The following is a 24,270-nucleotide window of genomic DNA, read 5'->3' as shown; positions in this document are numbered from 1 at the left end:
GGAAACGGTTACAGCCGTTTTGTTAATGAATGTGATCCAGATCGTTATCTGGATGTTTTAGATAATGCAGGTCCGGCAGCGCGCAAGGTTAACTGACGCCAGAGCCATTCCACCGGCCCCTGACGGAAGTAACGCAGCCAGATAACAGAGAAAAGCAGGTTCGCCAGCCATACCGGAACGACAAACACCAGCAACTCCAGGCGGTCAAACTGCATAAACAAACCGAGGTGGTAAAACAGCGTGGTACAAATCAGCGTTTGCAGTAGATAATTGGTTAGCGCCATCCGTCCGACGCAGGCGATTGCCAGCACCAGCCTGAAGCGGCTTAATTGCGGCCAAAAGCCATAAAACAGCGACGCATAGCCAATTGCCTGAAACGGCGCGCTAAGTTCACGCGGCATTTGAAGTAAGAAGGCACACCAGCGATACGCCCAGTCCAGCCGCCATTGCAGTGCGATAGCAGGAAGGTTAATCAGCACACCAATTGCTACCAGCACAAAACCGGTACGACGATAGTGACGTAAGCTGAACTGCCCTTTCAGCCAGCCGCTGCGCATCAGCGCCGCGCCAATTAACATCATCCCCGCCAGTTGCCAGCCATACTGCGCGCCCAGTGCCAGTAAACTGTTGCCTACGCCATCGGCACGGTTACTGATCGCTTCGACGCCGCCATGAAGTTTCCAGTATTTTTCATACAAAATGGCCGATGCATCTGGCGTCCAGGCGCGGCTGGTCTGGCTGTCAGAAATCAACCCCAGCAACAGCAAAACGCCAATCCCCACCAGATACAGCATCACGCCAGTATTAAATAAACTTTTTACCGATGGCGCATCGCGCACCAGTCGCCAACTGATTAAGCCCACCAACCCGTAAGCCAGCAGGATATCGCCGTCCCAGAACAATAAACCGTGAATAAAGCCCAGCAAGACTAACAGTGTTAACCGCGACTGGATCCAGCGTCTGCCGCGCGGCAGCAACATTTGCAGGCCCGCGCCAAACAGCAGCGCAAAAAGCGTGAGGAATTTTACCTGGCCGATGAGATCCAAAAACGCCCAGGTCCAGGCGTCGGACGGGGTAATAGTGCCATACCAGGCGGGATTGAGATAAGCCGCCTTTGGTAAACCAAAGGCGCTGATGTTTAATAGCAGGATCCCCAGAATGGCGACGCCGCGAACAAAATCGAGCGTGACGTTGCGCTCCATGGTTCCTGCCTTTTAATCAGTTGTGATGACGCACAGCGCGCAGAAACTCGTGCCGCGTATTCTGACTGGATTTGAACAAACCACCGAGGGAGGTCGTTGTCGTGGCGCTGGTTGCATCGCGGATGCCACGCGCTTTCACGCAGTAATGCACCGCGTCGATGGAGACAGCCACGTTATTGGTCCCCAGCAGCGTTTGCAGCGCAATGAGGATTTGCTGAGTCAGACGTTCCTGCACCTGCGGGCGCTGGGCAAAGAACTGCACGATGCGGTTAATTTTCGACAGGCCAATCACCGAATCTTTCGGGATATAGGCTACCGTCGCTTTGCCATCGATAGTGACAAAATGGTGCTCGCAGGTGCTGGTCAGGGTGATATCGCGCACGGTGACCATTTCATCGACCTTCATTTTGTTTTCAATGAGGGTGATTTTCGGGAAATTGGCGTAATCCAGACCGGAGAAAATTTCATCGACATACATTTTAGCGATGCGATGCGGCGTTTCCATCAAACTGTCATCAGCGAGGTCGAGATTCAATAGCTGCATGATTTCAGTCATATGACCGGCGATAAGGCTTTTGCGCGTTTCGTTATCCATTTCATGCACGGGCGGGCGCAGCGGTGTTTCCAGTCCTCGCGCAACTAACGCTTCATGAACCAGGGCCGCTTCTTTACTGAGTGATGGCATTTATGTTTTCTCCTGCAGGTGTGACGCCTCCGCCCTGCGTGGGGGCAAAGTTATTAAGCTGATTAGCAGCCCGATTATTGTGCGTGAGGTGGCGCACATAATCCAGTATTCACAGCGATAATTATTGTAATTGCCGCTGCCTTTCAGCGTTAGATGTTAAAACATCGTTATGCATATGCGGAAGTGAAAGTTACTCACAGCGCATTGAATAAACGGTATGATGACTAAAATGCAAACAACACAACAAGGAGCCACGCATGGAAATGCTCGAAGAGCACCGCTGTTTTGAAGGCTGGCAGCAACGCTGGCGGCACGACTCCAGTACCTTAAATTGCCCGATGACGTTCAGCATCTTTCTCCCACCGCCCCGCGACAACGCCCCTCCGCCTGTGCTGTACTGGCTTTCAGGTTTAACCTGCAATGACGAGAACTTCACCACCAAAGCAGGCGCTCAGCGCGTAGCGGCAGAACTGGGGATTGTGCTGGTGATGCCAGACACCAGCCCGCGCGGCGAACAGATTGCCAACGATGATGGCTACGATTTAGGCCAGGGTGCAGGGTTTTATCTCAACGCCACGCAACCACCGTGGGCGACGCATTACCGGATGTATGATTATCTGCGCGATGAATTACCGATGCTGATTCAATCGCAATTTAACGTCAGCGATCGCTGTGCTATTAGCGGTCATTCGATGGGTGGTCATGGCGCATTGATTATGGCGCTGAAAAATCCGGGCAAATACACCAGTGTTTCGGCCTTTGCGCCGATTGTGAATCCGTGCAGCGTCCCGTGGGGAATCAAAGCATTTAGCGCCTATTTAGGTGAGGACAAAAATGCATGGCTGGAATGGGACAGTTGCGCGCTGATGTACGCCAGCAATGCGCAAGATGTGATTCCGACGCTTATCGATCAGGGTGATAACGATCAGTTTCTTGCCGACCAGCTTCAACCCGCGGTACTGGCAGAAGCTGCGCGCCAGAAAGCGTGGCCGATGACGCTACGTATTCAACCTGGTTATGATCACAGTTATTACTTCATTGCTTCTTTTATAGAGGATCATCTGCGCTTCCATGCGCAGTATTTACTGAAGTGAAAGTTCGCCCGGTTCGCCGGGCATCTCCTCATCAGAAGCGATAATCCACTGCCATAAAGTAACGACGCCCGTCTTCGTTATAGCTGTAGTCATCACGACTCAGATCTTTGTCGCCCAGGTTCAGCACGCCTGCGCGCAGTTTGACGTCTTTGGTCACCTGCCAGGCCGCGCCGGTATTCCAGATGGTATAACCGCCCGGTGTTTTAGCGGTATCGCTATCGGCTCGTTTCTGACCAGTGTAGTGACCAGAAACATAAAACGACCAGTCTTCCAGCGCCAGCGGTTTCCAGTCCAGCGTACCGTTAGCGGTATGGAACGGCAGATCGGATAGCGGTTTGTTTTCACCGTTGCTGACATCGCGTCCATCGTTGTAGGTGTAGTTGAGTGACAGCTTCCATTCATCGTTGAACGGGATTTTCAACTCAGTTTCCACACCCTGGATACGTGCTTTATTGACGTTGTAGTAACTGAACACCGGTATACGTCGACCGTTTGCCCCCGTTTCAAAACCAACAAAGTTTTGGTAACCCGGCGCAGCATTGACGTCAGATGTACGGCTGATGCTAATACGATCTTTCACATCATTGCGAAAGACGGTCACACTGGATTCAACGCCTTCCAACCAACCTTCTTCGCCCATGTAGTAAAGCCCCAGCTCCCAACTTTCGCTGGTTTCTGGTTTCAGGTCCGGGCTACCAATAATCTTGCATGCGCCACGGCAGGAGTTGGTCGTCCAGTCGGGGCTAAGTTGCAACAGAGAAGGTGCTTTAAAAGCCGTCGCCCAGCCGCCTTTTACTGTTACGGTATCGGTGGCGTTATAGACCAGATAGGCACGCGGGCTCCAGTGTTCGCCGTAGGTTTCGTGATCGTCCATACGCACGCCGGTCGTCAGCGCCAGCGGCTCGAAGATCCGCCATTCATCTTCCACAAACAGCGCGTACTGACTGGCGGACGTTTTAGTGCTGGTGCCGCCGGTCAGGTTCACCGCATCGCTAAGTTTGTCGTGGCGCCATTCACCACCTACCGTGACAAACTGATTGATAGCCGTCAGCGGCAGCGTGTATTTACCATCGACCGTGTTACTTTCGGAAGTAATCGGGCTACTGTTGCCAGGGTTTTTGTTCTCGACTTTCTCACCATAATATTTCAGTTCGCTGGTGCCGTAATCCCAGCGCCCATTATGGCTTACGGAGTAGTTCTGGCGTTCGAGGCGGTTTTTGTCCAGCGAGTCAGAATCGCGATCCTGGCGGTCGAAACCGTAACCAGCGGTAAAATCGTGATTTTGATTCGGCGTCCAGGCAAATTCGACATTGCCGTCGCGGCTGGAGAATCCTTCAATACGCGGCGTTTCTCCCGTGTCGGTAGTAGAGGAAATCTGCGGGTCATCCTTTTCACGTTTTGCCAGGCTGCCGTAAGCTTTCATTCCCAGCACGCCGTCAATCAGCGGTCCACTCGTGAAGAACTGGCCGTTGTAGGTGTCACCGCGATCGCGATGTTCCTGAATGGTGGTATCTACCGTTACCGTACCTGACCATTTCTGGCCGATTTTTTTGGTGATGATGTTCACCACGCCGCCGAGCGCATCGGAACCATACAGTGAAGACATCGGGCCACGTACCACTTCGATACGTTCGATGGAATCGACCGGGATCCAGTTCAGGTCAAAGTCATTATGGCGGAAGACGGCATTGCGCGAGTTAACACGTTTACCATCGACAAGAATCAGGGTGTAGCTGCTATCCAGACCACGAATACTGACGCCCTTACGGTTGTCCCCTTCGTTAGTCAGTTGCACGCCCGGCACTTCTTTGAGGACATCCTTCAGATTCTGTACCGGTTTTCGCTGCAGGTCTTCCTGGGTAATGACGCTGATACTGGCGGGCGCATCTTTGAGGTTTTGTTCAACGGAAGATGCCGTGACTACCATCGTTTCGCCATCATCATCAACCGCTAACACAGGCCATGCACATGAAACTGCGGACAAACACAGCCCGACCCGTACGAAAGGGTTCAACCTAAACATTCCATATCTCCATGAGGTAACTACGAAAATAAAATGGGTTATCGCTCACATCTTCTTCATGTCCCCTTGCGTACGGCAGCATCGCGGAAGACTTTTTTGTATGCAGGTGATCATCCCAAAAGCCTGAACAGCCTCTGATTTGTCAGCCTTTTTTGATTTCGGCGTAACGATAATGCAAACGATAACAATTATCAATCCAAATGTTAAGTTTTATATCCGTATGAATACTAAGGAAAAGAAAAAGCCCTCTCGGTTGAGAGGGCTTTATTAAGGAAGGGGTAAAACTTATTTCTTATCGTTCTGCGGGAACTTCATTTCGCTGTAGCGTACGAAGTGGGTTCCTTTAATCAACTTATAGCCAAACCAGATCATAAGGAACAGCGGGATGCCAATATAGGTTGCCGCTACGCCACCCCAGTCGATAGTGTCTTTCAGGAACGCTTCGTAGTTCTGGCCCAGAGTGATAATCAGGCACAGCACAAAAGCGAAGATCGGTCCCAGCGGGAAGAAACCTGAACGGTACGGCAGATCGTTAATATCATGCCCCTGCAGCACATAACCGCGACGGAAACGATAATGGCTGATCGCAATTCCCAGCCAGGCGATAAAGCCTGTCATACCGGAGGTGTTCAGCAACCACAGGTATACCGTCTGGTTACCAAACATGGAGGTCAGGAAGCACAGACCTGCAATTACCGTGGTCGCATACAGTGCGTTACGCGGTACGCCGCCACGCGACAATTTAGCGAAAATGCGCGGTGCTTTACCGTCACACGCAAGGGTGTACAGCATACGAGTAGACGCATACATACCGGAGTTACCCGCTGACAGCACCGCCGTCAGAATAACCGCGTTCATCACCGCCGCCGCAGAGAGCAGACCCGCATGCTGGAACACCAGGGTGAACGGGCTGACGCTGATGTCTTTAACATCATTACGCAGCAGGCTCGGATCGGTGTATGGAATGATCAGGCTGATGATCAGGATTGCGAACACATAGAACAGCAGGATTCGCCAGAACACCTGACGTACCGCGCGTGGAATGTTTTTCGCCGGTTCTTCGGACTCGCCTGCAGCAATACCGATCAGCTCGGTTCCCTGGAAAGAGAAGCCGACAATCATTGCCACACCGATCATCGCCGCAAAACCACCAGCAAATGGTGCTTCGCCAATCGTCCAGTTGCTCCAGCCCGCAGGCTGTGCGCCTTTGAAGATGCCGATAATCATCATCACGCCGACGATGATAAAGACAATGACCGTGGTGACTTTGATCAGTGAGAACCAGTATTCCGCCTCGCCAAAGCCACGAACTGAAATGTAGTTCAGGAGGAAGATAACGCCGAGGAACAGCGCACTCCAGATCCAACCCGGGGTGTCCGGGAACCACCAGCTCATGACCAACTGAGCGGCCACCAGGTCAACGGCGATAGTTACCGCCCAGTTGTACCAGTAGTTCCAGCCCAGCGCGAAGCCAAAGCCTTCTTCAACATAGTTCTGACCGTAAGTGGCAAAGGAACCAGAAACCGGCATATATGCCGCCAGTTCACCAAGACTGGTCATCAGGAAGTAAACCATCAGGCCGATCAGAATATACGAGAGCAGCGCCCCACCTGGACCTGCCTGAGAGATCGTTGCGCCAGAGGCAACAAAAAGACCCGTACCGATGGAACCGCCAATGGCAATCATCGTCAGGTGACGCGCCTTTAATTCACGGCGTAAGCCCGGCGCTTCTGTGGTTTTAGTTTCGGAAACCATACGAAAATGCTATCCATCTTAAAAATGAGGCGCGATTGTAGCAGACGATTTGCAATCCTTCCGGTAGAAATACGCTTTTATAAGACACCTTCATGATCGTCCAGGGATTATAAGTAAAGCAACCAAGCTCTTTTCTGGCGAATGTATACCGGTGGTGCTGCGTCACAAAATCGACACAGCCCCCGTAGGTTTCTGTACAACAGATTAACGCGGCAAAGTGGAGGAATCGCAGTACTCCAGAAAGCGCCGTAACGCGTTGGAAAGGTGTTTCTGCCGATGATGTATACGCCACAACGTACGCATCAGGCGCGGCAGAGGGACAGCAACTTCACTTAATGTGCCAGCCTGCAATTGATCTTCAATGACCCTTCGCGACAGGCAACTAATTCCCAACCCATGACGCACCGCATGTTTGATTGCCTCGGAGTTACCTAATTCCATCGCCATCTCAAACTTCGGTAAATGCGACAGTAACAGATAATCGACAATCTCCCGCGTGCCTGAACCGCGTTCACGCAGGATCCACGGCGCAGCGGCCAACTGTTCTAAGGTGACCGGACCACGAGCCAGCGGCGAAGTCGGCGCGGCGAAAACCACCAGCTCGTCTTCCAGCCACGGTTCAGAAATGATTTCAGTGCTGTGGCACGGTCCTTCAATAAAGCCAATATCAACGCGGAAATCCAGCACCGCTTGCATCACGTCCTGGCTGTTCCCAACGCTCAGTTCAATCGGCAACTGCGGATAATCATGGCGATAACGGGCGATGACTGCAGGCAGAATGTAGTTACCGATGGTACTACTGGCATAGACACGAATCGCGCCGTTGTCTTCGCGAAACAGTTGTTCGATTTCAATCGCCTGTTCAAGCAGTGCCAACGCACGCGGATAGAGCAGCCGCCCGTGTTCATTAACAACCAGTCTTTTACCCACGCGATCAAACAGTTGCACGCCAAGCTGCCCTTCCAGGTCGGTCAAGGCTGCGCTCACTGCTGATTGCGACAACGCCAGCATCACCGACGCCTGGGTGGTTGATCCACTTTTCAATACTTCTGCAAAAACTTCCAACTGCCGGAGGGTGATGTGCATAGTCGCTTACCACTTATAAAGATTAATTATAAATATATAATCAATTTTATTTTTAAACCAGTTAGTCGTAACCTTATGCCCGGTTAAAGGAGAGGGTTATGACGAATATCACCTTACAGAAACAACATCGTACACTGTGGCATTTTATTCCGGGGTTAGCCCTGAGTGCAGTTATCACCGGGGTCGCCCTGTGGGGTGGTTCCATTCCCGCGATTGCGGGTGCCGGGTTTAGTGCCCTCACCCTCGCAATCTTGTTGGGGATGGTTTTAGGCAACACCATCTATCCGCACATCTGGAAAAGCTGTGACGGTGGCGTGCTGTTTGCCAAGCAATATTTATTACGTCTGGGTATCATTCTTTATGGCTTCCGTCTGACGTTCTCACAAATTGCCGATGTCGGTATCAGTGGGATCATCATTGACGTGCTGACGCTGTCCAGTACCTTCCTGCTGGCTTGCTTCCTGGGGCAGAAAGTGTTTGGTCTGGATAAGCACACCAGCTGGTTGATCGGTGCCGGTAGCAGTATCTGTGGTGCTGCAGCGGTACTGGCGACTGAGCCGGTAGTGAAAGCGGAAGCCAGTAAAGTAACCGTGGCTGTTGCAACCGTTGTTATCTTCGGGACCGTCGCGATTTTCCTCTACCCGGCGATATATCCGCTGATGTCTCAATGGTTTAGCCCGGAAACTTTCGGTATCTACATTGGTTCTACTGTGCACGAAGTGGCGCAGGTGGTGGCGGCAGGTCATGCCATCAGCCCGGATGCAGAAAACGCAGCAGTTATTTCCAAAATGCTGCGCGTGATGATGCTGGCCCCGTTCCTCATCCTGCTGGCGGCGCGTGTTAAACAGCTGTCTGGGGCGAACAGCGGCGAGAAAAGCAAAATCACTATTCCGTGGTTTGCCATCTTGTTCATCGTAGTTGCCATCTTTAACTCGTTCCACCTGTTACCGCAGAGCGTGGTGAACATGCTGGTAACGCTGGATACCTTCCTGCTGGCAATGGCGATGGCGGCGCTGGGTCTGACCACTCACGTCAGCGCGCTGAAAAAAGCCGGGGCGAAACCTCTGCTGATGGCACTGGTACTGTTTGCCTGGCTGATTGTTGGTGGTGGTGCAATTAACTATGTGATTCAAAGCGTCATCGCATAAACCACTACATCTTGCTCCTGTTAACCCGCTATCATTACCGTTTTCCTCCAGCGGGTTTAACAGGAGTCCTCGCATGAAATACATTGGAGCGCACGTTAGTGCTGCTGGCGGTCTGGCAAATGCCGCAATTCGCGCCGCCGAAATCGACGCAACCGCGTTTGCCTTGTTCACCAAAAACCAACGTCAGTGGCGTGCCGCACCGCTCACGACGCAAACCATCGATGAATTCAAAGCCGCCTGTGAAAAATATCACTACACATCGGCGCAAATTCTTCCCCACGACAGTTATCTGATTAACCTCGGACATCCGGTCACTGAAGCCCTGGAAAAATCGCGCGATGCCTTTATAGATGAAATGCAGCGTTGCGAACAACTGGGACTTTCTTTGCTCAACTTCCACCCTGGCAGCCATCTGATGCAGATTTCAGAAGAGGATTGCCTTGCGCGTATTGCTGAATCCATCAACATTGCACTGGATAAAACACAAGGTGTGACCGCGGTGATTGAAAATACCGCCGGTCAGGGCAGCAACCTTGGATTTAAATTCGAACATCTCGCGGCGATTATCGACGGTGTGGAAGATAAATCCCGCGTCGGCGTCTGCATTGATACCTGCCATGCTTTCGCTGCCGGGTATGATTTGCGTACCCCTGCCGAATGCGAGAAAACGTTCGCTGATTTTGCTCGTATTGTTGGCTTTAAGTATCTGCGCGGGATGCACCTCAACGATGCGAAAAGTACCTTTGGCAGCCGCGTTGATCGCCATCATAGCCTTGGTGAAGGCAATATCGGTCATGATGCGTTCCGCTGGATCATGCAGGACGACCGCTTCGACGGCATTCCGCTGATCCTCGAAACCATCAACCCGGATATCTGGGCAGAAGAGATCGCCTGGCTGAAAGCGCAACAAACTGAAAAAGCGGTAGCCTGAAAATGAACAACCGGGAGAAGGAAATCCTTGCAATTTTACGGCGTAACCCGCTGATTCAGCAGAATGAAATTGCGGATATGCTGCAAATTAGCCGTTCGCGCGTTGCGGCGCATATTATGGATTTAATGCGCAAAGGGCGGATTAAAGGCAAAGGTTACATTCTCACCGAGCAGGAATATTGCGTGGTGGTGGGAACAATCAATATGGATATTCGCGGGATGGCGGATATCCGTTATCCGCAAGCGGCCTCTAATCCCGGTACGATTCATTGCTCGGCGGGCGGCGTTGGGCGCAACATTGCCCACAATCTGGCGCTGTTAGGCCGCGACGTCCATTTACTCTCGGTGATTGGCGATGACTTTTATGGCGAAATGCTCCTGGAAGAGACGCGCCGCGCCGGAGTGAATGTCTCCGGCTGTGTTCGTTTACACGGCCAAAGCACATCGACGTATCTGGCAATTGCCAATCGAGACGATGAAACCGTGCTGGCGATTAACGATACCCATCTGCTGGAACAGTTGACACCGCAACTACTGAACGGGTCGCGCGATTTACTTCATCATGCGGGCGTGGTGCTGGCAGATTGTAACCTGACTGCCGAGGCGCTGGAGTGGGTCTTCACCCTTGCCGATGAAATCCCGGTGTTTGTCGATACCGTTTCAGAATTTAAAGCGGGCAAAATCAAACACTGGCCGGCGCATATTCACACTCTGAAACCCACTTTGCCAGAGCTGGAAATTTTATGGGGCCAGCCGATAACCAGCGATGCTGATCGTAATGCCGCAGTGAATGCGTTGCATCAGCAAGGTGTTCAGCATCTGTTTGTTTATTTGCCCGATGAGTCAGTTTATTGCAGCGAAAAGGATGGTGAACAATTTTTACTGACTCCGCCAGCACATACGACGGTAGACAGTTTTGGTGCTGACGATGGTTTTATGGCGGGCCTGGTGTATAGCTTTCTGGAAGGAAGCAGTTTCCGTGATAGCGCCCATTTTGCGATGGCCTGCGCGGCAATTTCGCGCGCCAGCGGCAGCTTAAACAACCCTACCCTGTCTGCCGATAACGCGCTTTCATTAGTGCCAATGGTGTAACAATGTTGCCGGATGCGACGCTTAACGCGTCTTATCCGGCTCATAAATCGCGCACTACGCTAAACCAATAAAGAACCCGGCAATGGTCGCACTCATCAGGTTGGAAAGCGTCGCCGCCGCCAGCGCCCGTAAACCAAGCTGGGCGATTTCCGGCGCACGGTGTGGCGCAACCGCAGAAAATGCCCCAACCACTACCCCGATAGAACCAAAGTTAGCGAAACCGCACAGCGCAAAAGAAATAATCGCCACGGTTTTAGCATCCAGAGAGCCACCCGTTTGCAGATATGGCGAGAAATTGAGATAAGCAACAAATTCATTGATCGCCAGCTTCTGCCCAATCAAACTCCCGGCAAGATTTGCATCACTCCAGTCAACACCCATCACCCACGCCAGCGGGGCCAGCAGATAACCTAAAATGGACTCCAGCGAGGCTTGCTCAAAACCAAACCAGCCGCCAACGCCGCCGATAATACCGTTAATTAACGCAATGATGGCAACAAATGCCATGACTACTGTCGCCACACCCGCAGCGATTTTCAGCCCGGTCATTGCCCCTGTAGCAGCGGCCTCAATAATGCTTTTTGGCGGTGTTTCGGTGAAAGAGAGGTTATTAAAGGAAACCTGCGAAGATTCCGTAGCCGGGCTTAACAGGCGGGCAAACAAGATCCCGCCGGGGATCGCCATTAACGATGCCGCCAGCAAATATTCCACAGGCACGCCCAGCGCAGCGTAACCAATCATCGTCGAACCGGCAATTGAGGCCATACCGCTGCAAATAGCTGTAAACAGCTCATTGCGATTCAGACGATCGATAAAGGGCTTCACGATCGCCGGAATTTCGTTTTGCCCAAGGAAAATGGTAGTAACCGCGACGAATGACTCAATCTTGCTGATATTTAATGCTTTCTGGAATATACCGCCAAGAATGCGAATTAAGATCCCCATCACACCGATGTAGTAGAGAATACTCACCAGTGCAGTGACGAAGATAATTGCCGGTAATACCCTGAAACCAAAGATAAATCCTGCGCCATCAAATAAGGTATCCATTTTCGGTCCGACCAGAGAACCGAAGATAAATGCGCTACCCGCGTCGCTGTACGCCATCACTTTATGCACGCCAAAAGCGACTTTTTCAGCGAGCCAACGCCCTGGCGGTAACCAAAGCATTATGCCGCCAATCACGATCTGTAACACTAACGCCGCGCCAACGGTACGCAGGCTGATCTTCTTCTTGTTTACTGACAGTAAAAACGCAATCGTCAGCAATACCACCATTCCCAGAACACTTCTCATGACATCCATAGTTATTATCTCTTCATGTCATTTTGGGCGACGGCTTTCTGCCCATCAGAAATAGCCGGGCCTGCATCTTGCGATACTGACCCGGCTTGTTATCAACATTTAATGGGTTTTGATGTAGCCGCGAACGCACTCTTCGACTAAGCCCCAGAACCAGTCGGTATCGATGGTAATGCCGACTTTGGTATTAGCGGGCTTGCCAAGAACGCCCAACTCGTCGCAGACGGTACGCCCGTAGCAAGGGCCGCTATTAACGTCCACTTCGACGTACATATCCTGGGTTTTAATGCCATTCGGGTTAATCAGATAACCGATGCAGGTGGCGTCGTGCACCGGGCCGCCAGCCAGACCGTAGTTTTCGAACTGCGTTTTGAGAGTGAAGTTCATGATGTCGCTGAACAGCTCCCCGGCAGGGCCGCCTGCCCTTTCCATCCGTGCAATCACGTCAGGGGTGCAAACGGTCTGGTTGGTGAGATCGAGGCCCATCATCACCAACGGAACGCCGGAGGTGAACACCACGCGTGCGGCTTCCGGGTCAGCAAAGATGTTGAACTCGGCAGACGGCGTGAAGTTACCTGTACCGTAAGCGCCGCCCATCAGTACAATTTCACGGATTTTGGGCAAGATTGCGGGTTGCATGCGCATTGCCACCGCGATGTTTGACAATGGACCAACCGGCACCAGAGTGATATCGCCATCGCTTGCCATCAGGGTATCGATGATGTATTTCACCGCATGAGTGTTTTCTGCCTGGCGGGTCAACGGCTCGAATACCGGGCCATCCAGTCCGGTTTCACCGTGAATATTATCGGCAACAATTTGTTGACGCATAATGGGCTGCGGCATCCCCGCATAAACCGGAACATTAATCTCCAGTTTCTGGCAAACATTCAGGCCATTAATTAATGTTTTATCAAGCGTCTGATTACCCGCCACAATAGTGATACCTAATAAATCAATCGCCGGATGTTTCGCAGCCATCATTATGGCAATAGCATCATCATGACCCGGATCACAATCCAGAATAATTTTTCTCTTTTCCATTGTTTATTTCCTCTGTTTCCAGTTGCGTTATTTTTTTACAGCAAAGAAAATTCGACCGGGTCGATGATTGAATCTTAACAACAGCGTACGTATGCTAAATATGAGAAATCTCATAGCGGATAAACATCGTGAAAGAAATCCACAATAATGAATTGAAGCAACAACTGATTAACGAATCCGCATTTAAGGATTGCTTTTCAACGGATGTTTCAGCCGATACGCGGCTGTTTCATTTTTTAGCGCGTGACTACATTGTGCAGGAAGGGCAACAGCCGTCCTGGCTGTTTTACCTGACGCGAGGCCGTGCCAGGCTTTACGCCACGCTGGCCAATGGTCGCGTGTCGCTGATCGATTTCTTTGCCGCGCCCTGTTTTATTGGCGAGATTGAGTTAATCGATAAAGATCATGAACCGCGTGCGGTACAGGCTATTGAAGAGTGTTGGTGTATTGCGCTCCCCATGAAACATTACCGTCCGCTGTTATTAAACGACACGCTATTTTTACGAAAACTCTGCGTCACCTTAAGTCATAAAAATTATCGCAATATTGTTTCTTTAACTCAGAACCAATCATTTCCGTTAGTGAATCGCCTGGCAGCATTTATATTACTTTCGCAGGAAAGTGATCTTTATCACGAAAAGCACACGCAAGCCGCAGAGTATTTAGGCGTTTCTTATCGACATCTTTTATATGTTCTCGCGCAATTCATTCACGACGGTTTATTAATTAAAAACAAGAAAGGGTATCTAATTAAAAACAGAAAGCAGTTGTCAGGACTGGCGCTGGAGATGGACCCGGAGAATAAATTCTCCGGGATGATGCAGTAAAAATTATTTGCAATAGCGCGATTGCCGGATACGTCTTATCCGGACTACAAATCGAGCATTACGCCAGCCCAAGAAAGAACCCGGCAATAGTCGCACTCATCAGGTTGGAAAGCGTCGCTGCTGCCAGCGCCCGTAAACCAAGCTGGGCGATTTCCGGAGCACGTTTTGGCGAAATAGCCGAAAACGCCCCAACGACAACGCCGATAGAACCAAAGTTAGCAAAACCACACAGCGCAAAGGAGATAATTGCCACGGTTTTCACTTCCAGCGTGCCACCCGTTTGCAGATACGGTGAGAAACTCAGGTAAGCAACAAATTCGTTTATCGCCAGTTTCTGCCCAATCAGACTACCCGCAAGGTTGGCATCACTCCAGTCCACACCCATGATCCACGCCAGCGGTGCCAGCACATAGCCAAAAATACTTTCCAGAGAAGCATTGGCGAAACCAAACCAGCCGCCAATTCCGCCGATAATGCCGTTGATCAGCGCAATAATTGCGACAAACGCCATTACCACCGTCGCCACACCAGCGGCGATTTTCAGCCCGGTCATCGCACCGCTCGCCGCCGCTTCGATAAAGCTTTTTGGCGGCGTTTCGCTGAATGACAGGTTTTCAAATGTCACCTGCGAAGGCTCGGTTGCTGGGCTAAGAATACGCGCAAACAAAATACCGCCGGGGATAGCCATCAGCGATGCCGCTAACAGGTAGTCAATCGGCACGCCCATTCCGGCATAACCAATCATCATCGAACCAGCAATGGACGCCATCCCGCTACAAATTGCGGTAAACAACTCGTTGCGATTCATGCGATCGATAAACGGTTTTACGATCGCCGGGATCTCGTTTTGCCCGAGGAAAATAGTGGTAACCGCAACAAAAGATTCGATTTTGCTGATGTTGAGGGCTTTCTGGAAAATACTGCCAAGAATACGAATCAGCAGTCCCATTACGCCAATGTAGTACAGTAGGCTGATAAGCGCAGTGACGAAGATAATCGCCGGGAGTACGCGAAAGGCGAAGATAAAGCCCGCGCCATCAAAGAGAACATCCATTTTCGGCCCAACCAGCGAACCAAAAATGAAGGCGCTACCGGCATCACTGTAAGACATCACTTTATGAACGCCTAATGCCGCCTGTTCTACTGCCCATTTTCCCGGCGGAAAATAGAGCATGATGCCTCCAATGGCGATTTGCAGCAGCAGCGCGGCCCCAACCGTGCGCAAACTGATGCCCTTTTTATTCACCGACAACACAAACGCAATTGCCAGCAATACCACCATACCCACCAAACTTCTCATTATATCCATAATGATTTTCCCTTTATGCCAGTAAACCCGGCGCCAGCGCCAGGTTTCGGTATGTATGATCAGTACGGGCGACGGCTTTCTGCCCGTCGGAAATTAACCCGCGAGACGCTGGTATTCTTTGGCAATTTCACTCGCCAGAATGGCGTTGTTGAACACCAGCTGGATGTTGGATTTCAGGCTGTCGCCGCCGGTCAGTTCAGCAACACGCGCCAGCAAGAACGGCGTACTTTCTTTACCAATAACACCCTGCGCTTCAGCTTCAGCTACCGCCTGATCGATCGCCGCATTGATAGTGTGTTCCGGCATAGCAAACTGTTCCGGGATCGGGTTCGCTACCACGAGGCCACCGTTCAGCCCGCTTTGCCATTTCACCGCCATCGCGCGGGCAATTTCTGTGGCACTGTCGAGACGAATGCTGACGTCAAACGGGCTGGTCCGGCAGAAAAACGCAGGCAGCGCTTTGGTCTGATAGCCAATTAGCGGTACACCGAAAGTTTCTAAATATTCGGTAGTTAAGCCTAAATCGAGAATAGATTTCGCCCCGGCACAAACTACGGTGACATTGGTGTGCGCCAGTTCTTGTAAATCGGCAGAAATATCGAAGGTATGTTCCGCCCCGCGATGTACACCACCAATTCCCCCGGTGGCAAATACTTTAATTCCGGCAAGCGCCGCAATAATCATCGTTGAAGCAACGGTGGTTGCGCCATTTTTTCCTGCGGCAACAACAAAAGGTAAATCGCGACGGCTAACTTTGGTTACGTTATGTCCTTCACGACCCAGCAATTCAATTTCTTCTTTGCTTAAGCCCACTTTCATGACGCCACCAATAATGGCGATAGTGGCAGGTACAGCGCCCTGTTTACGAATAGTTTCTTCCACTTCAATTGCAGTCTGGGCATTTTGTGGAAACGGCATACCGTGAGAGATAATAGTCGATTCCAGCGCAACTACTGGTTTTTTGCTTTTTAAAGCATCCTGAACTTCCGGGGAAATTTGTAATAATTCAGGGGAAATGTTTAATTCAGACATTCTGCGTTCTCCACTAACGATATAACGTTGGCAATCGATAAATTGGGGTTATTGGTGTATTCACAGGAGAGCGCCATTGACGAACATCCCTGTGCAAAACGAACAGATTCGGCAAACGGCATACCGTCGACCCAACACGAAGCAAGACCTGCCATCATGGCATCGCCCGCTCCGGTAACATTAATGACATTGGTTTTAATCGGTGCAGACCAGCCGTTTTCACCGCCGATTTCACTGTAGTAAACGCCGTCTCCGCCCATACTCAGTACCAGGCGGTTCAGGCCATGTTGATGGAACCAGGCGGCAACTTTTGCGACATCTTCACGCCCTGACAACGCAATCCCGCTCAGGGTTTCTGCTTCAAGGCGGTTTGGCTTCAGGGTGTGGATCTGACTTAGACGGTCGCGCACTTTGACACATTTCCATGCCGAAACTGGATCGACAAATACAGGTACGTCGGCGGCATTATCCAGAATCCAGACCAACGCCTCTTCACTGATATTACAGTCAGCGACAATGACCTTTGCTCCCTGGATAAATTCACGGTGCTGTGCGAGATATTCCGCAGAAATACAGTTACTAATATTCATGTCATTTATAGCAACCAACATTTCACCGGTATTATCGAGCAATGATAAATAGCTCGACGTATTTTCCCCTGGCACAATCAGGCATTTCTCGACATAAACACCGGATTGATTGGTTTGCGTCAGGAGCGATTGACCATAAAAATCACTGCCTACAGCGCTAAGTAGCCAGACTTTATTCCCCAGTAACGCCAGATTTTGCGCGATATTGCGCCCTACCCCACCAGGAGTAAATTTTATTTTACCTGGATTTGAATCCGCATAATTTAATGATTCATGTGAATATCCGGCGACATCAATATTCGCCGAACCTATAATTACGACATATTCCTTTTCGCGCATAGCACATCCCCTGGTAAAAAATTACCAACTCTGTCAATCCACAAGAATATAGGTACTGCAAATAACGTTTAAACATGTGTTCGTATTTAAACATGTGCTCATAGTATGCATGTTTTACTTAAAGTAAATTGCCGCCAGATGGGCAAAATGGGCAGATTTGAACAGGCTCACAAAACGCTATTAAATGCATGGATTAAAAAAACGGAGAATTTGTGACGGGATGCACAGAACGGAAGCAATAAAAAAGGGCAGAAATTAATCTGCCCTTGAGGAAATAATGTTAATGTTTGATGAAGATTTCAGGTTTCAACTTAAAGATAAAATAGATAAATTCATAGAGTTACCCTCAAGAACGGGTCAATCACCTTGCGATCTTCACATGATACAGGGCTGGAAATTTCTGCCCTGTAACACACCTTTTATTACGCTGCTTTCGCTACCGCGTCCACTTCCGGACGTTTCAGGAAGGCATAAGCCAAACCCGCCACCAGCGTACCGGCAATAATTGCCACCAGGTAACCCAGTACCGGCGTAATTGCGCCCGGGATCAGCAGAACAAACAGACCACCGTGCGGTGCCATCAGTTTCGCACCAATCGCCATAGAGATTGCACCAGTCAACGCCCCACCAACGATACAGCACGGCAGCACACGCATCGGATCACGGGCAGCAAACGGAATTGCACCTTCGGAAATAAAGCACAGTCCCAGTACCAGAGCTGCTTTGCCGCCTTCCTGCTGCGCTTTGTCGAATTTGCGACGCGCCACCATCGTTGCCAGCCCCATTGCCAGCGGTGGCACCATACCTGCCGCCATAATCGCTGCCATTGGGCCATAGGTTTGGGTACTCAGCAGACCCACACCGAACGCGTATGCCGCTTTGTTAACCGGGCCGCCCATGTCAGTACACATCATGCCGCCAAGGATCGCGCCCAGCAGAACCGCATTCGCAGTCCCCATCGTTTGCAGCCAGTGAGTCAGAGCTTCGAGGATGCCAGCAACCGGTTTACCGATCAGGTAGATCATCGCCAGACCAACCACCAGACTGGAAATCAGCGGAATGATCAGGATCGGTTTCAGCGCCTCCATACTCTGCGGCAGTTTCAATTGCGTACTGATTAACTTCGCAATGTAACCAGCCAGGAAGCCCGCAATAATACCGCCAATGAAACCAGAACCAGTACTGACCGCCAGCATACCGCCAATCAGGCCAGGCGTGAGGCCCGGACGGTCGGCAATAGAGAAGGCAATATAACCTGCCAGTACCGGCACCATCAGCGCAAAGGCTGAACCGCCACCAATCTGCATCAGCGCCGCTGCCAACGTACCCGGCTCTTTAAACGCTTCGATACCAAAAGCAAAAGAAAGCGCGATACACAGACCGCCAGCAACCACCATCGGCAACATGTAGGAAACGCCCGTCAGCAAGTGACGATACGCGCCTGCACTCTCTTTCTTGCCTTCAGTCGCCGCCGTTTGAGCTTTGCCTGCTGGTTCGTAAGGCGTCGCTTCAGCAACGGCTTTATCCAGTTCCTGCGCGGTTTTCTTCAGCGCCAGACCGGTAGAGGTGCGATACATCGGTTTACCAGCAAATTTCGCCAGATCGACTTCAATATCTGCCGCCACAATGACCAGATCCGCCGCAGCCACTTCTTCAGGGGTGATGGCATTACCCGCGCCAACAGAGCCACGAGTTTCAACTTTCACCCACCAGCCACGTTTTTTCGCTTCGGTTTCAATGGCTTCTGCCGCCATAAAAGTGTGCGCCACCCCGGTCGGGCAAGCAGTCACCGCAACTACGCGTTTCGGACCACTGGCAGCAACCGGTGCTGTCGCAGCGACCGGCGCAGTGTAAGGTTTCGCATGGCCTTTGGCTTCACTCAGGAACAGCTCAGGGTGCGCAACTGCCCGGGAAATATCGCCCAGCCAGACATTTTTACCGTTCAGCGCGCTGTCGTTCGGGATGGAATCACCGAGAACAATCGCCATTTCAGCGTCGTTCGGATTGTCGATGATTTCCAGTTTTGCTTTTCGCGCCGCCGCGCCCAGCAGGGTCTTCGCCATATAGGCGCGTGCCTGACCGAGATTAGCGTCAATAATCAGCAGCGTTTTCATTATGCCTCTCCTGCTGTCAGTTAAAAGGTTGTAAGTCGACGCGCGCCATCATTGCGGCCAACTGCGGACGATCGGTAATACCCACATTGCTTTGACTTACCGCCAGGGCAGCAACAGCTGTCGCCAGACGCAGAGTGTGTTCACTGGATTCACGCATCAGCAAGCCATAAATCAGGCCACCAACCATAGAATCCCCTGCGCCAACGGTGCTTACGACATCGACTGACGGTGGTTTGGCGATCCATTCGCCGGAGGCATTAACCCAAAGCGCGCCTTCGGCACCCAGTGAAATAACGACATGCGCGATACCTTGTTCACGCAGCGCATGCGCAGCTTCAATCACATCTTTCATTTCAGGCAGTTTACGGCCAGCCCAGATTTCCAGCTCGCGGCGGTTAGGTTTCACCAGCCACGGTGCCGCTTTCAAACCTGCCACTAACGCTTCACGACTACTATCAAAGATAATGCAAGGACACTGACTACGCAGGCGAGTCATCCAGTCGGTGAAGGCTTCCGGGCTGACGCCTGATGGTAAACTGCCGCTGACACAGACCATATCGAACTGACCAAGCCAGCTCAGAGAATCCGTCACAAAGCGTTCCCAGTCGGCTGGAGTGACTTCAAAACCCGAGAAGTTGAGGTCGGTCACTTCGCCGTCTTTTTCCGTCAACTTGACATTAATACGGGTGCGCCCCTGTACAACCTGGAAACGGTTGGCAATGCCCAGCTCGCTGAACAATTGCTGAAACCCATCCTGGTTATCTTTACCGAGGAAGCCGCCAACAGTGACATCAATACCCAGATCTTTCAGAACTTTGGCAACGTTGATACCTTTACCCGCCGCATGCAGACCGGTGGTTTTCACCAGGTTCACTTCGCCGCGTTCAATTTCCGGGCAGAAACCAACAAGGTCATAAGCCGGATTAAGGGTGATCGTAGCAACACGTCTGCTCATTACGCGCCCTCCCCAAGACCTGCGGCGATGGCGTCGCCAATGGCGTTCAGCGCCTGTTCAGCATCTGGTCCCTGGGCGGTAAAGCGTAGGCGATGACCTTTCTTAACGCCAAGTGCTACAACTTTCATCAGACTACGTCCGTTTGCCGGTTTGCCGGTGCCATCAAGGTTTGTCACGGTAATATCACTGTTAAATTGTTTAATGGTATTGACCAACATGGTGCCTGGACGGGCATGCAGGCCGTGTTCATTGCGCACCACAAACTCCGCGCTTAACACGTCGTCGGTCGGCGCATCATCGCTGGTCAGCAGTGCCAGCAGCGTTGCCGCATCTGCTTTCAGCAAGCGGTCAGCTTTATTGTCGAGCAGCAAATCGGCGAGACGCTTAAGAACCGCGACGGGCTGATCGTCATTCATCGCCACACTCACCAGCATGGCAGCCGTTTCGCCGTCCACATCAAAAGCATTTGCCGCACGGCTTACCGCAATCGCGCTACGCAGATTACCTTCGGCGCTATCGCTCAGCCAGATGCCTTGCCCGAGATTTAATGGCTGCTCGTTGATGGCTTTGGTGACGAAGGTAGCGTCAACTGCGCCCGCTTCTTTCAGACGAGCGGCGTTTAACGCTTGCAGGGTCAGCAAATCACTGGCAACGATATCCAGTGTCAGCATTTCGTTATCAAGCTTCAGCTGCTCACTCTGCTTTTCGCCCATCAGCAATGCGCGAAGTTCTTCTGCTGTTGTTGCTGACTTCAGTTGTTCAGCAACGGAATCATCGCTCAGTACATGGGTTAGTTGGCGCAGCAAGCCCAGATGTTCATCGGAGCTGGCGGCAATACCGATAGCCACGTACGCGACTTGACCTTCACCCCATGTCACACCTTCCGGGAACTGAAATACCTGAACGCCGGTTTTCAGTACCTGATCGCGGGTGTCGGTAGTACCGTGTGGAATAGCAATCCCGTTGCCGAGAAAGGTTGAGGTTTGCTGTTCGCGCGCCAGCATGCCATTGACGTAGCCTTCCGCGACATTACCGGCTTGCACCAGCGCCGCGGCGACCTTGCGAATAGCCTCTTCTTTGTCTCCGGCCTTTTCGCCCGGATGGATGTCCTGTACGGATAACTGGAACATAGTTCTCCTCTCTTGCTGAATTGAAACGATTCAGCTTCTATGAGAAAAAAAGCGCCAACCTGGCTTAGGATTAAAGACAAGATCGCGCTGAAACGTTTCAATCAAGAATAATACTTCTTCTTCAGCACGCAAGGGAAGCCGCTAAATTATGTCCAAAAGTTTGATGTGCTGCACATTTTTTTGCCAAAAATCTGAAATGCTGACAGTGAAATTAGCCATCAGCATTAGCATTTCGACGGCGTCAGCTGAGGATCAGCAAGAGTGAAATGCCATTTTGATTATTCGTAGCGAGTTTGATTTCACTGACTGTTTATTTTCTGACAGGCAGCGTAAACTCCGCGTCTTCATCTTTCACTGATCGACCAGCATGCATAACTCCCCCGCAGTTTCCAGCGCGAAATCGTTTGACCTGACGTCAGCGGCGTTTTTAATTGTTGCCTTTCTCACCGGTATTGCAGGTGCCCTGCAAACCCCGACGCTAAGTATTTTCCTCACTGATGAAGTGCACGCGCGCCCTGCGATGGTGGGATTCTTCTTTACCGGCAGCGCCGTTATCGGAATTCTGGTCAGTCAGTTTCTCGCCGGACGCTCTGATAAACGCGGCGATCGTAAATCGCTGATTGTCTTTTGCTGCCTGTTAGGCATGCTGGCCTGTACCCTTTTTGCCTGGAATCGCAACTACTTTGTTTTGTTATTCGTGGGCGTTTTTTTAAGCAGCTTTGGTTCTACCGCCAACCCGCAAATGTTTGCTCTTGCTCGTGAACATGCCGACAAAACCGGGCGTGAAGCGGTGATGTTCAGCTCTTTATTACGCGCCCAGGTATCGTTAGCGTGGGTCATTGGCCCGCCGCTGGCGTATGCCTTAGCGATGGGATTCAGCTTTACGGTAATGTATCTCAGCGCGGCGGTGGCGTTTATTGTCTGCGGTGTGATGGTGTGGTTGTTTTTACCGTCGATGCAAAAAGAGGTGCCGCAAGCAACTGACACGGTTGAAGCGCCTCGCCGTAATCGTCGCGATACACTGCTGTTGTTTGTGATTTGTACATTGATGTGGGGCTCGAACAGTCTGTATATCATCAACATGCCACTGTTTATTATCAACGAACTGCATCTTCCTGAGAAACTGGCGGGCGTGATGATGGGAACCGCAGCCGGGCTGGAAATTCCGACCATGTTGATTGCCGGATATTTTGCCAAACGTCTGGGTAAGCGCTTCTTAATGCGCGTTGCCGCCGTAGGTGGCATCTGTTTTTACGCAGGTATGCTGATGGCACATTCACCTGTCATTCTGTTGGGCTTACAGCTGCTGAATGCTATTTTTATCGGCATTCTGGGCGGTATCGGGATGCTCTATTTCCAGGACCTTATGCCCGGTCAGGCAGGTTCAGCCACCACGCTCTATACCAATACGTCGCGCGTGGGCTGGATCATCGCTGGTTCAGTGGCGGGCATCGTCGCCGAGATCTGGAATTATCACGCGGTGTTCTGGTTTGCGATGGTGATGGTTATCGCCACCCTGTTTTGCTTGCTGCGGATTAAAGATGTTTAAGGCGCGGTCAACATTTCCAGATCGATAAGCCAGGTCATGGCCTGCTGACGCGTGTTACCGCACATTTCAGCACTGGCCTGCAAGCCTGCGCAAACTTTCGGCCGCAGTGGAGATGTGAAAATTTTACAGCGTTGCTGTTCATCAAGCTGAATGCAGGGCGTATTGGCGGGCTTGCCATCTGGCATACCGGGAATAGGACTGGAGATTGAGGGGGCGGTGCAACACGCCCCGCAACCCGGACGGCATTCCATACGTTGTTCTCTTAAGGTTAACCACCGGATTGAGGAGCGCGCACATTACCACCTTTTTGGCACCAGCAAAAGTGCGAATACCACTTGCCTGAAAGGCCCGTCGCGAGTAGTTTGTCGCGATATTTTTGACATTTTCGACAACAGGAATTTTTCGATGCCAAGAGCGAACGAAATTAAAAAAGGTATGGTACTGAATTACAACGGCAAACTGCTGCTGGTTAAGGACATTGATATTCAGTCGCCTACCGCCCGCGGTGCCGCTACGCTGTACAAAATGCGTTTTTCAGACGTCCGTACCGGGCTGAAAGTGGAAGAACGCTTTAAAGGCGATGATATCGTTGATACCGTGACGCTGACCCGCCGCTACGTTGACTTCTCCTACGTCGATGGCAACGAATATGTCTTTATGGATAAAGAAGACTATACCCCGTATACCTTCACCAAAGATCAGATTGAAGAAGAACTGCTGTTTATGCCGGAAGGCGGCATGCCAGACATGCAGGTTCTGACCTGGGACGGTCAACTGCTGGCGCTTGAACTGCCGCAGACCGTTGATCTGGAAATCGTTGAAACCGCTCCTGGCATCAAAGGCGCTTCTGCCAGTGCCCGTAACAAACCGGCGACCTTGAGCACCGGCCTGGTGATTCAGGTACCAGAATACTTAAGCCCGGGCGAAAAAATTCGTATCCATATCGAAGAACGCCGTTATATGGGGCGTGCTGACTAACTTCAGCCACATTCAGAAAAGGGACAGCTCAGACTGTCCCTTTTTAATTTATTATACCAATCCTTCATTTTGCGCCTCCTGAACAC

General features: G+C 51.3%; 21 protein-coding genes. 7 read left to right on the top strand and 14 right to left on the bottom strand.

Annotated elements, in window-relative coordinates; all coding sequences use genetic code 11:
- Positions 1–44: 44 nt before the first annotated feature.
- Both yeiB and folE read right to left on the bottom strand, forming a co-directional pair.
- Positions 45–1,202 (bottom strand): DUF418 domain-containing protein YeiB, encoded by a 1,158-nt coding sequence (gene yeiB, locus AACS80_RS12940; protein WP_135491637.1) that lies wholly within the window; start codon positions 1,200–1,202, stop codon positions 45–47.
- A gap of 16 nt (positions 1,203–1,218) precedes the next feature.
- On the bottom strand, positions 1,219–1,887 hold the full coding sequence (gene folE, locus AACS80_RS12935; RefSeq protein WP_001139613.1) for a GTP cyclohydrolase I FolE: 669 nt from the start codon (positions 1,885–1,887) through the stop codon (positions 1,219–1,221).
- 257 nt (positions 1,888–2,144) lie between these two features.
- On the opposite strand from folE, the gene yeiG reads away from it, so the two are divergent.
- Positions 2,145–2,981, top strand: coding sequence for an S-formylglutathione hydrolase (gene yeiG / locus AACS80_RS12930; RefSeq protein ID WP_135410172.1), 837 nt, complete (start codon positions 2,145–2,147; stop codon positions 2,979–2,981).
- 31 nt (positions 2,982–3,012) lie between these two features.
- Here yeiG and cirA read toward each other — a convergent pair whose 3' ends face one another.
- The 3 genes from cirA to yieE all read right to left on the bottom strand — a co-directional run bounded on the left by cirA (position 3,013) and on the right by yieE (position 7,845).
- Complete coding sequence (cirA, locus tag AACS80_RS12925; protein ID WP_135410173.1) at positions 3,013–5,004, bottom strand: catecholate siderophore receptor CirA; 1,992 nt, start codon at positions 5,002–5,004, stop codon at positions 3,013–3,015.
- A gap of 285 nt (positions 5,005–5,289) precedes the next feature.
- Positions 5,290–6,759: a lysine-specific permease gene (lysP, locus tag AACS80_RS12920; protein ID WP_130207072.1), complete on the bottom strand. Its 1,470-nt coding sequence runs from the start codon at positions 6,757–6,759 to the stop codon at positions 5,290–5,292.
- 204 nt (positions 6,760–6,963) lie between these two features.
- A complete protein-coding gene (yieE, locus tag AACS80_RS12915; RefSeq protein ID WP_130207074.1) occupies positions 6,964–7,845 on the bottom strand; it encodes a DNA-binding transcriptional regulator YeiE in 882 nt (293 codons plus the stop codon).
- A 98-nt stretch (positions 7,846–7,943) separates the two neighbouring features.
- Here yieE and AACS80_RS12910 point away from each other — a divergent pair, with 98 nt between their 5' ends.
- From AACS80_RS12910 to AACS80_RS12900, 3 genes are all read left to right on the top strand, one after another.
- Positions 7,944–8,993, top strand: coding sequence for a YeiH family protein (locus AACS80_RS12910; RefSeq protein WP_000182044.1), 1,050 nt, complete (start codon positions 7,944–7,946; stop codon positions 8,991–8,993).
- A gap of 73 nt (positions 8,994–9,066) precedes the next feature.
- Entirely contained in the window at positions 9,067–9,924 is an 858-nt protein-coding gene (gene nfo / locus AACS80_RS12905; protein ID WP_000873890.1) for a deoxyribonuclease IV, read from the top strand.
- 2 nt (positions 9,925–9,926) lie between these two features.
- The gene (locus tag AACS80_RS12900) at positions 9,927–11,015 is read left to right on the top strand and encodes a sugar kinase (RefSeq protein ID WP_135410174.1); all 1,089 of its coding nucleotides are present in this window, start codon (positions 9,927–9,929) and stop codon (positions 11,013–11,015) included.
- A 54-nt stretch (positions 11,016–11,069) separates the two neighbouring features.
- On the opposite strand, the gene AACS80_RS12895 is transcribed toward AACS80_RS12900, so the two are convergent.
- A complete protein-coding gene (locus AACS80_RS12895; protein WP_130260499.1) occupies positions 11,070–12,320 on the bottom strand; it encodes a NupC/NupG family nucleoside CNT transporter in 1,251 nt (416 codons plus the stop codon).
- A gap of 99 nt (positions 12,321–12,419) precedes the next feature.
- Positions 12,420–13,361, bottom strand: a complete 942-nt coding sequence (gene rihB / locus AACS80_RS12890; RefSeq protein ID WP_130207082.1) for a ribosylpyrimidine nucleosidase — start codon at positions 13,359–13,361, stop codon at positions 12,420–12,422.
- Between the two features lie 128 nt (positions 13,362–13,489).
- Here rihB and AACS80_RS12885 point away from each other — a divergent pair, with 128 nt between their 5' ends.
- Entirely contained in the window at positions 13,490–14,188 is a 699-nt protein-coding gene (locus AACS80_RS12885; RefSeq protein WP_130207084.1) for a transcriptional regulator YeiL, read from the top strand.
- A 58-nt stretch (positions 14,189–14,246) separates the two neighbouring features.
- On the opposite strand, the gene AACS80_RS12880 is transcribed toward AACS80_RS12885, so the two are convergent.
- The 6 genes from AACS80_RS12880 to fruB form a co-directional block, all read right to left on the bottom strand.
- Positions 14,247–15,497, bottom strand: coding sequence for a NupC/NupG family nucleoside CNT transporter (locus AACS80_RS12880; RefSeq protein WP_130207086.1), 1,251 nt, complete (start codon positions 15,495–15,497; stop codon positions 14,247–14,249).
- A 93-nt stretch (positions 15,498–15,590) separates the two neighbouring features.
- Complete coding sequence (gene psuG / locus AACS80_RS12875) at positions 15,591–16,529, bottom strand: pseudouridine-5'-phosphate glycosidase (RefSeq protein ID WP_130217118.1); 939 nt, start codon at positions 16,527–16,529, stop codon at positions 15,591–15,593.
- The gene (locus tag AACS80_RS12870) at positions 16,517–17,458 is read right to left on the bottom strand and encodes a pseudouridine kinase (protein WP_130217116.1); all 942 of its coding nucleotides are present in this window, start codon (positions 17,456–17,458) and stop codon (positions 16,517–16,519) included. The genes psuG and AACS80_RS12870 overlap by 13 nt, the downstream gene beginning before the upstream one ends.
- A gap of 422 nt (positions 17,459–17,880) precedes the next feature.
- Positions 17,881–19,572 (bottom strand): PTS fructose transporter subunit IIBC, encoded by a 1,692-nt coding sequence (gene fruA, locus AACS80_RS12865; RefSeq protein ID WP_130260502.1) that lies wholly within the window; start codon positions 19,570–19,572, stop codon positions 17,881–17,883.
- 16 nt (positions 19,573–19,588) lie between these two features.
- On the bottom strand, positions 19,589–20,527 hold the full coding sequence (gene fruK / locus AACS80_RS12860; protein WP_000091270.1) for a 1-phosphofructokinase: 939 nt from the start codon (positions 20,525–20,527) through the stop codon (positions 19,589–19,591).
- Positions 20,527–21,657 carry a fused PTS fructose transporter subunit IIA/HPr protein gene (gene fruB / locus AACS80_RS12855; protein WP_130207094.1) on the bottom strand — a complete coding sequence of 377 codons (1,131 nt, stop codon included), beginning with the start codon at positions 21,655–21,657 and terminating at the stop codon, positions 20,527–20,529. The genes fruK and fruB overlap by 1 nt, the downstream gene beginning before the upstream one ends.
- Before the next feature lie 367 nt (positions 21,658–22,024).
- Here fruB and setB point away from each other — a divergent pair, with 367 nt between their 5' ends.
- A complete protein-coding gene (gene setB, locus AACS80_RS12850; protein ID WP_138183814.1) occupies positions 22,025–23,206 on the top strand; it encodes a sugar efflux transporter SetB in 1,182 nt (393 codons plus the stop codon).
- Here the strand turns inward: setB and AACS80_RS12845 are convergent.
- Positions 23,203–23,457 (bottom strand): YkgJ family cysteine cluster protein, encoded by a 255-nt coding sequence (locus AACS80_RS12845; RefSeq protein WP_064526801.1) that lies wholly within the window; start codon positions 23,455–23,457, stop codon positions 23,203–23,205. The two genes, setB and AACS80_RS12845, sit on opposite strands and share 4 nt — an antisense overlap.
- 154 nt (positions 23,458–23,611) lie before the next feature.
- On the opposite strand from AACS80_RS12845, the gene yeiP reads away from it, so the two are divergent.
- Positions 23,612–24,184, top strand: coding sequence for an elongation factor P-like protein YeiP (yeiP, locus tag AACS80_RS12840; protein WP_001136827.1), 573 nt, complete (start codon positions 23,612–23,614; stop codon positions 24,182–24,184).
- Positions 24,185–24,270: the final 86 nt, after the last annotated feature.

It is taken from the genome of Escherichia sp. E4385 (assembly GCF_963883145.1).
Taxonomy (GTDB): domain Bacteria; phylum Pseudomonadota; class Gammaproteobacteria; order Enterobacterales; family Enterobacteriaceae; genus Escherichia.
The sequence above is the reverse complement of the archived record's forward strand: the minus strand, read 5'-3'. Positions and strand labels throughout refer to the sequence as shown.

What these genes read in the sequence shown, in the direction of transcription:
- fruB (WP_130207094.1), bottom strand. Translation starts at nt 21,657, where the DNA reads ATGTTCCAGTTATCCGTACAGGACATCCATCCGGGCGAAAAGGCCGGA.
- folE (WP_001139613.1), bottom strand. Translation starts at nt 1,887, where the DNA reads ATGCCATCACTCAGTAAAGAAGCGGCCCTGGTTCATGAAGCGTTAGTT.
- AACS80_RS12880 (WP_130207086.1), bottom strand. Translation starts at nt 15,497, where the DNA reads ATGGATATAATGAGAAGTTTGGTGGGTATGGTGGTATTGCTGGCAATT.
- nfo (WP_000873890.1), top strand. Translation starts at nt 9,067, where the DNA reads ATGAAATACATTGGAGCGCACGTTAGTGCTGCTGGCGGTCTGGCAAAT.
- fruK (WP_000091270.1), bottom strand. Translation starts at nt 20,527, where the DNA reads ATGAGCAGACGTGTTGCTACGATCACCCTTAATCCGGCTTATGACCTT.
- yeiG (WP_135410172.1), top strand. Translation starts at nt 2,145, where the DNA reads ATGGAAATGCTCGAAGAGCACCGCTGTTTTGAAGGCTGGCAGCAACGC.
- fruA (WP_130260502.1), bottom strand. Translation starts at nt 19,572, where the DNA reads ATGAAAACGCTGCTGATTATTGACGCTAATCTCGGTCAGGCACGCGCC.
- setB (WP_138183814.1), top strand. Translation starts at nt 22,025, where the DNA reads ATGCATAACTCCCCCGCAGTTTCCAGCGCGAAATCGTTTGACCTGACG.
- AACS80_RS12910 (WP_000182044.1), top strand. Translation starts at nt 7,944, where the DNA reads ATGACGAATATCACCTTACAGAAACAACATCGTACACTGTGGCATTTT.
- lysP (WP_130207072.1), bottom strand. Translation starts at nt 6,759, where the DNA reads ATGGTTTCCGAAACTAAAACCACAGAAGCGCCGGGCTTACGCCGTGAA.
- yieE (WP_130207074.1), bottom strand. Translation starts at nt 7,845, where the DNA reads ATGCACATCACCCTCCGGCAGTTGGAAGTTTTTGCAGAAGTATTGAAA.
- cirA (WP_135410173.1), bottom strand. Translation starts at nt 5,004, where the DNA reads ATGTTTAGGTTGAACCCTTTCGTACGGGTCGGGCTGTGTTTGTCCGCA.
- AACS80_RS12845 (WP_064526801.1), bottom strand. Translation starts at nt 23,457, where the DNA reads ATGGAATGCCGTCCGGGTTGCGGGGCGTGTTGCACCGCCCCCTCAATC.
- rihB (WP_130207082.1), bottom strand. Translation starts at nt 13,361, where the DNA reads ATGGAAAAGAGAAAAATTATTCTGGATTGTGATCCGGGTCATGATGAT.
- psuG (WP_130217118.1), bottom strand. Translation starts at nt 16,529, where the DNA reads ATGTCTGAATTAAACATTTCCCCTGAATTATTACAAATTTCCCCGGAA.
- AACS80_RS12900 (WP_135410174.1), top strand. Translation starts at nt 9,927, where the DNA reads ATGAACAACCGGGAGAAGGAAATCCTTGCAATTTTACGGCGTAACCCG.
- AACS80_RS12870 (WP_130217116.1), bottom strand. Translation starts at nt 17,458, where the DNA reads ATGCGCGAAAAGGAATATGTCGTAATTATAGGTTCGGCGAATATTGAT.
- AACS80_RS12895 (WP_130260499.1), bottom strand. Translation starts at nt 12,320, where the DNA reads ATGGATGTCATGAGAAGTGTTCTGGGAATGGTGGTATTGCTGACGATT.
- yeiP (WP_001136827.1), top strand. Translation starts at nt 23,612, where the DNA reads ATGCCAAGAGCGAACGAAATTAAAAAAGGTATGGTACTGAATTACAAC.
- yeiB (WP_135491637.1), bottom strand. Translation starts at nt 1,202, where the DNA reads ATGGAGCGCAACGTCACGCTCGATTTTGTTCGCGGCGTCGCCATTCTG.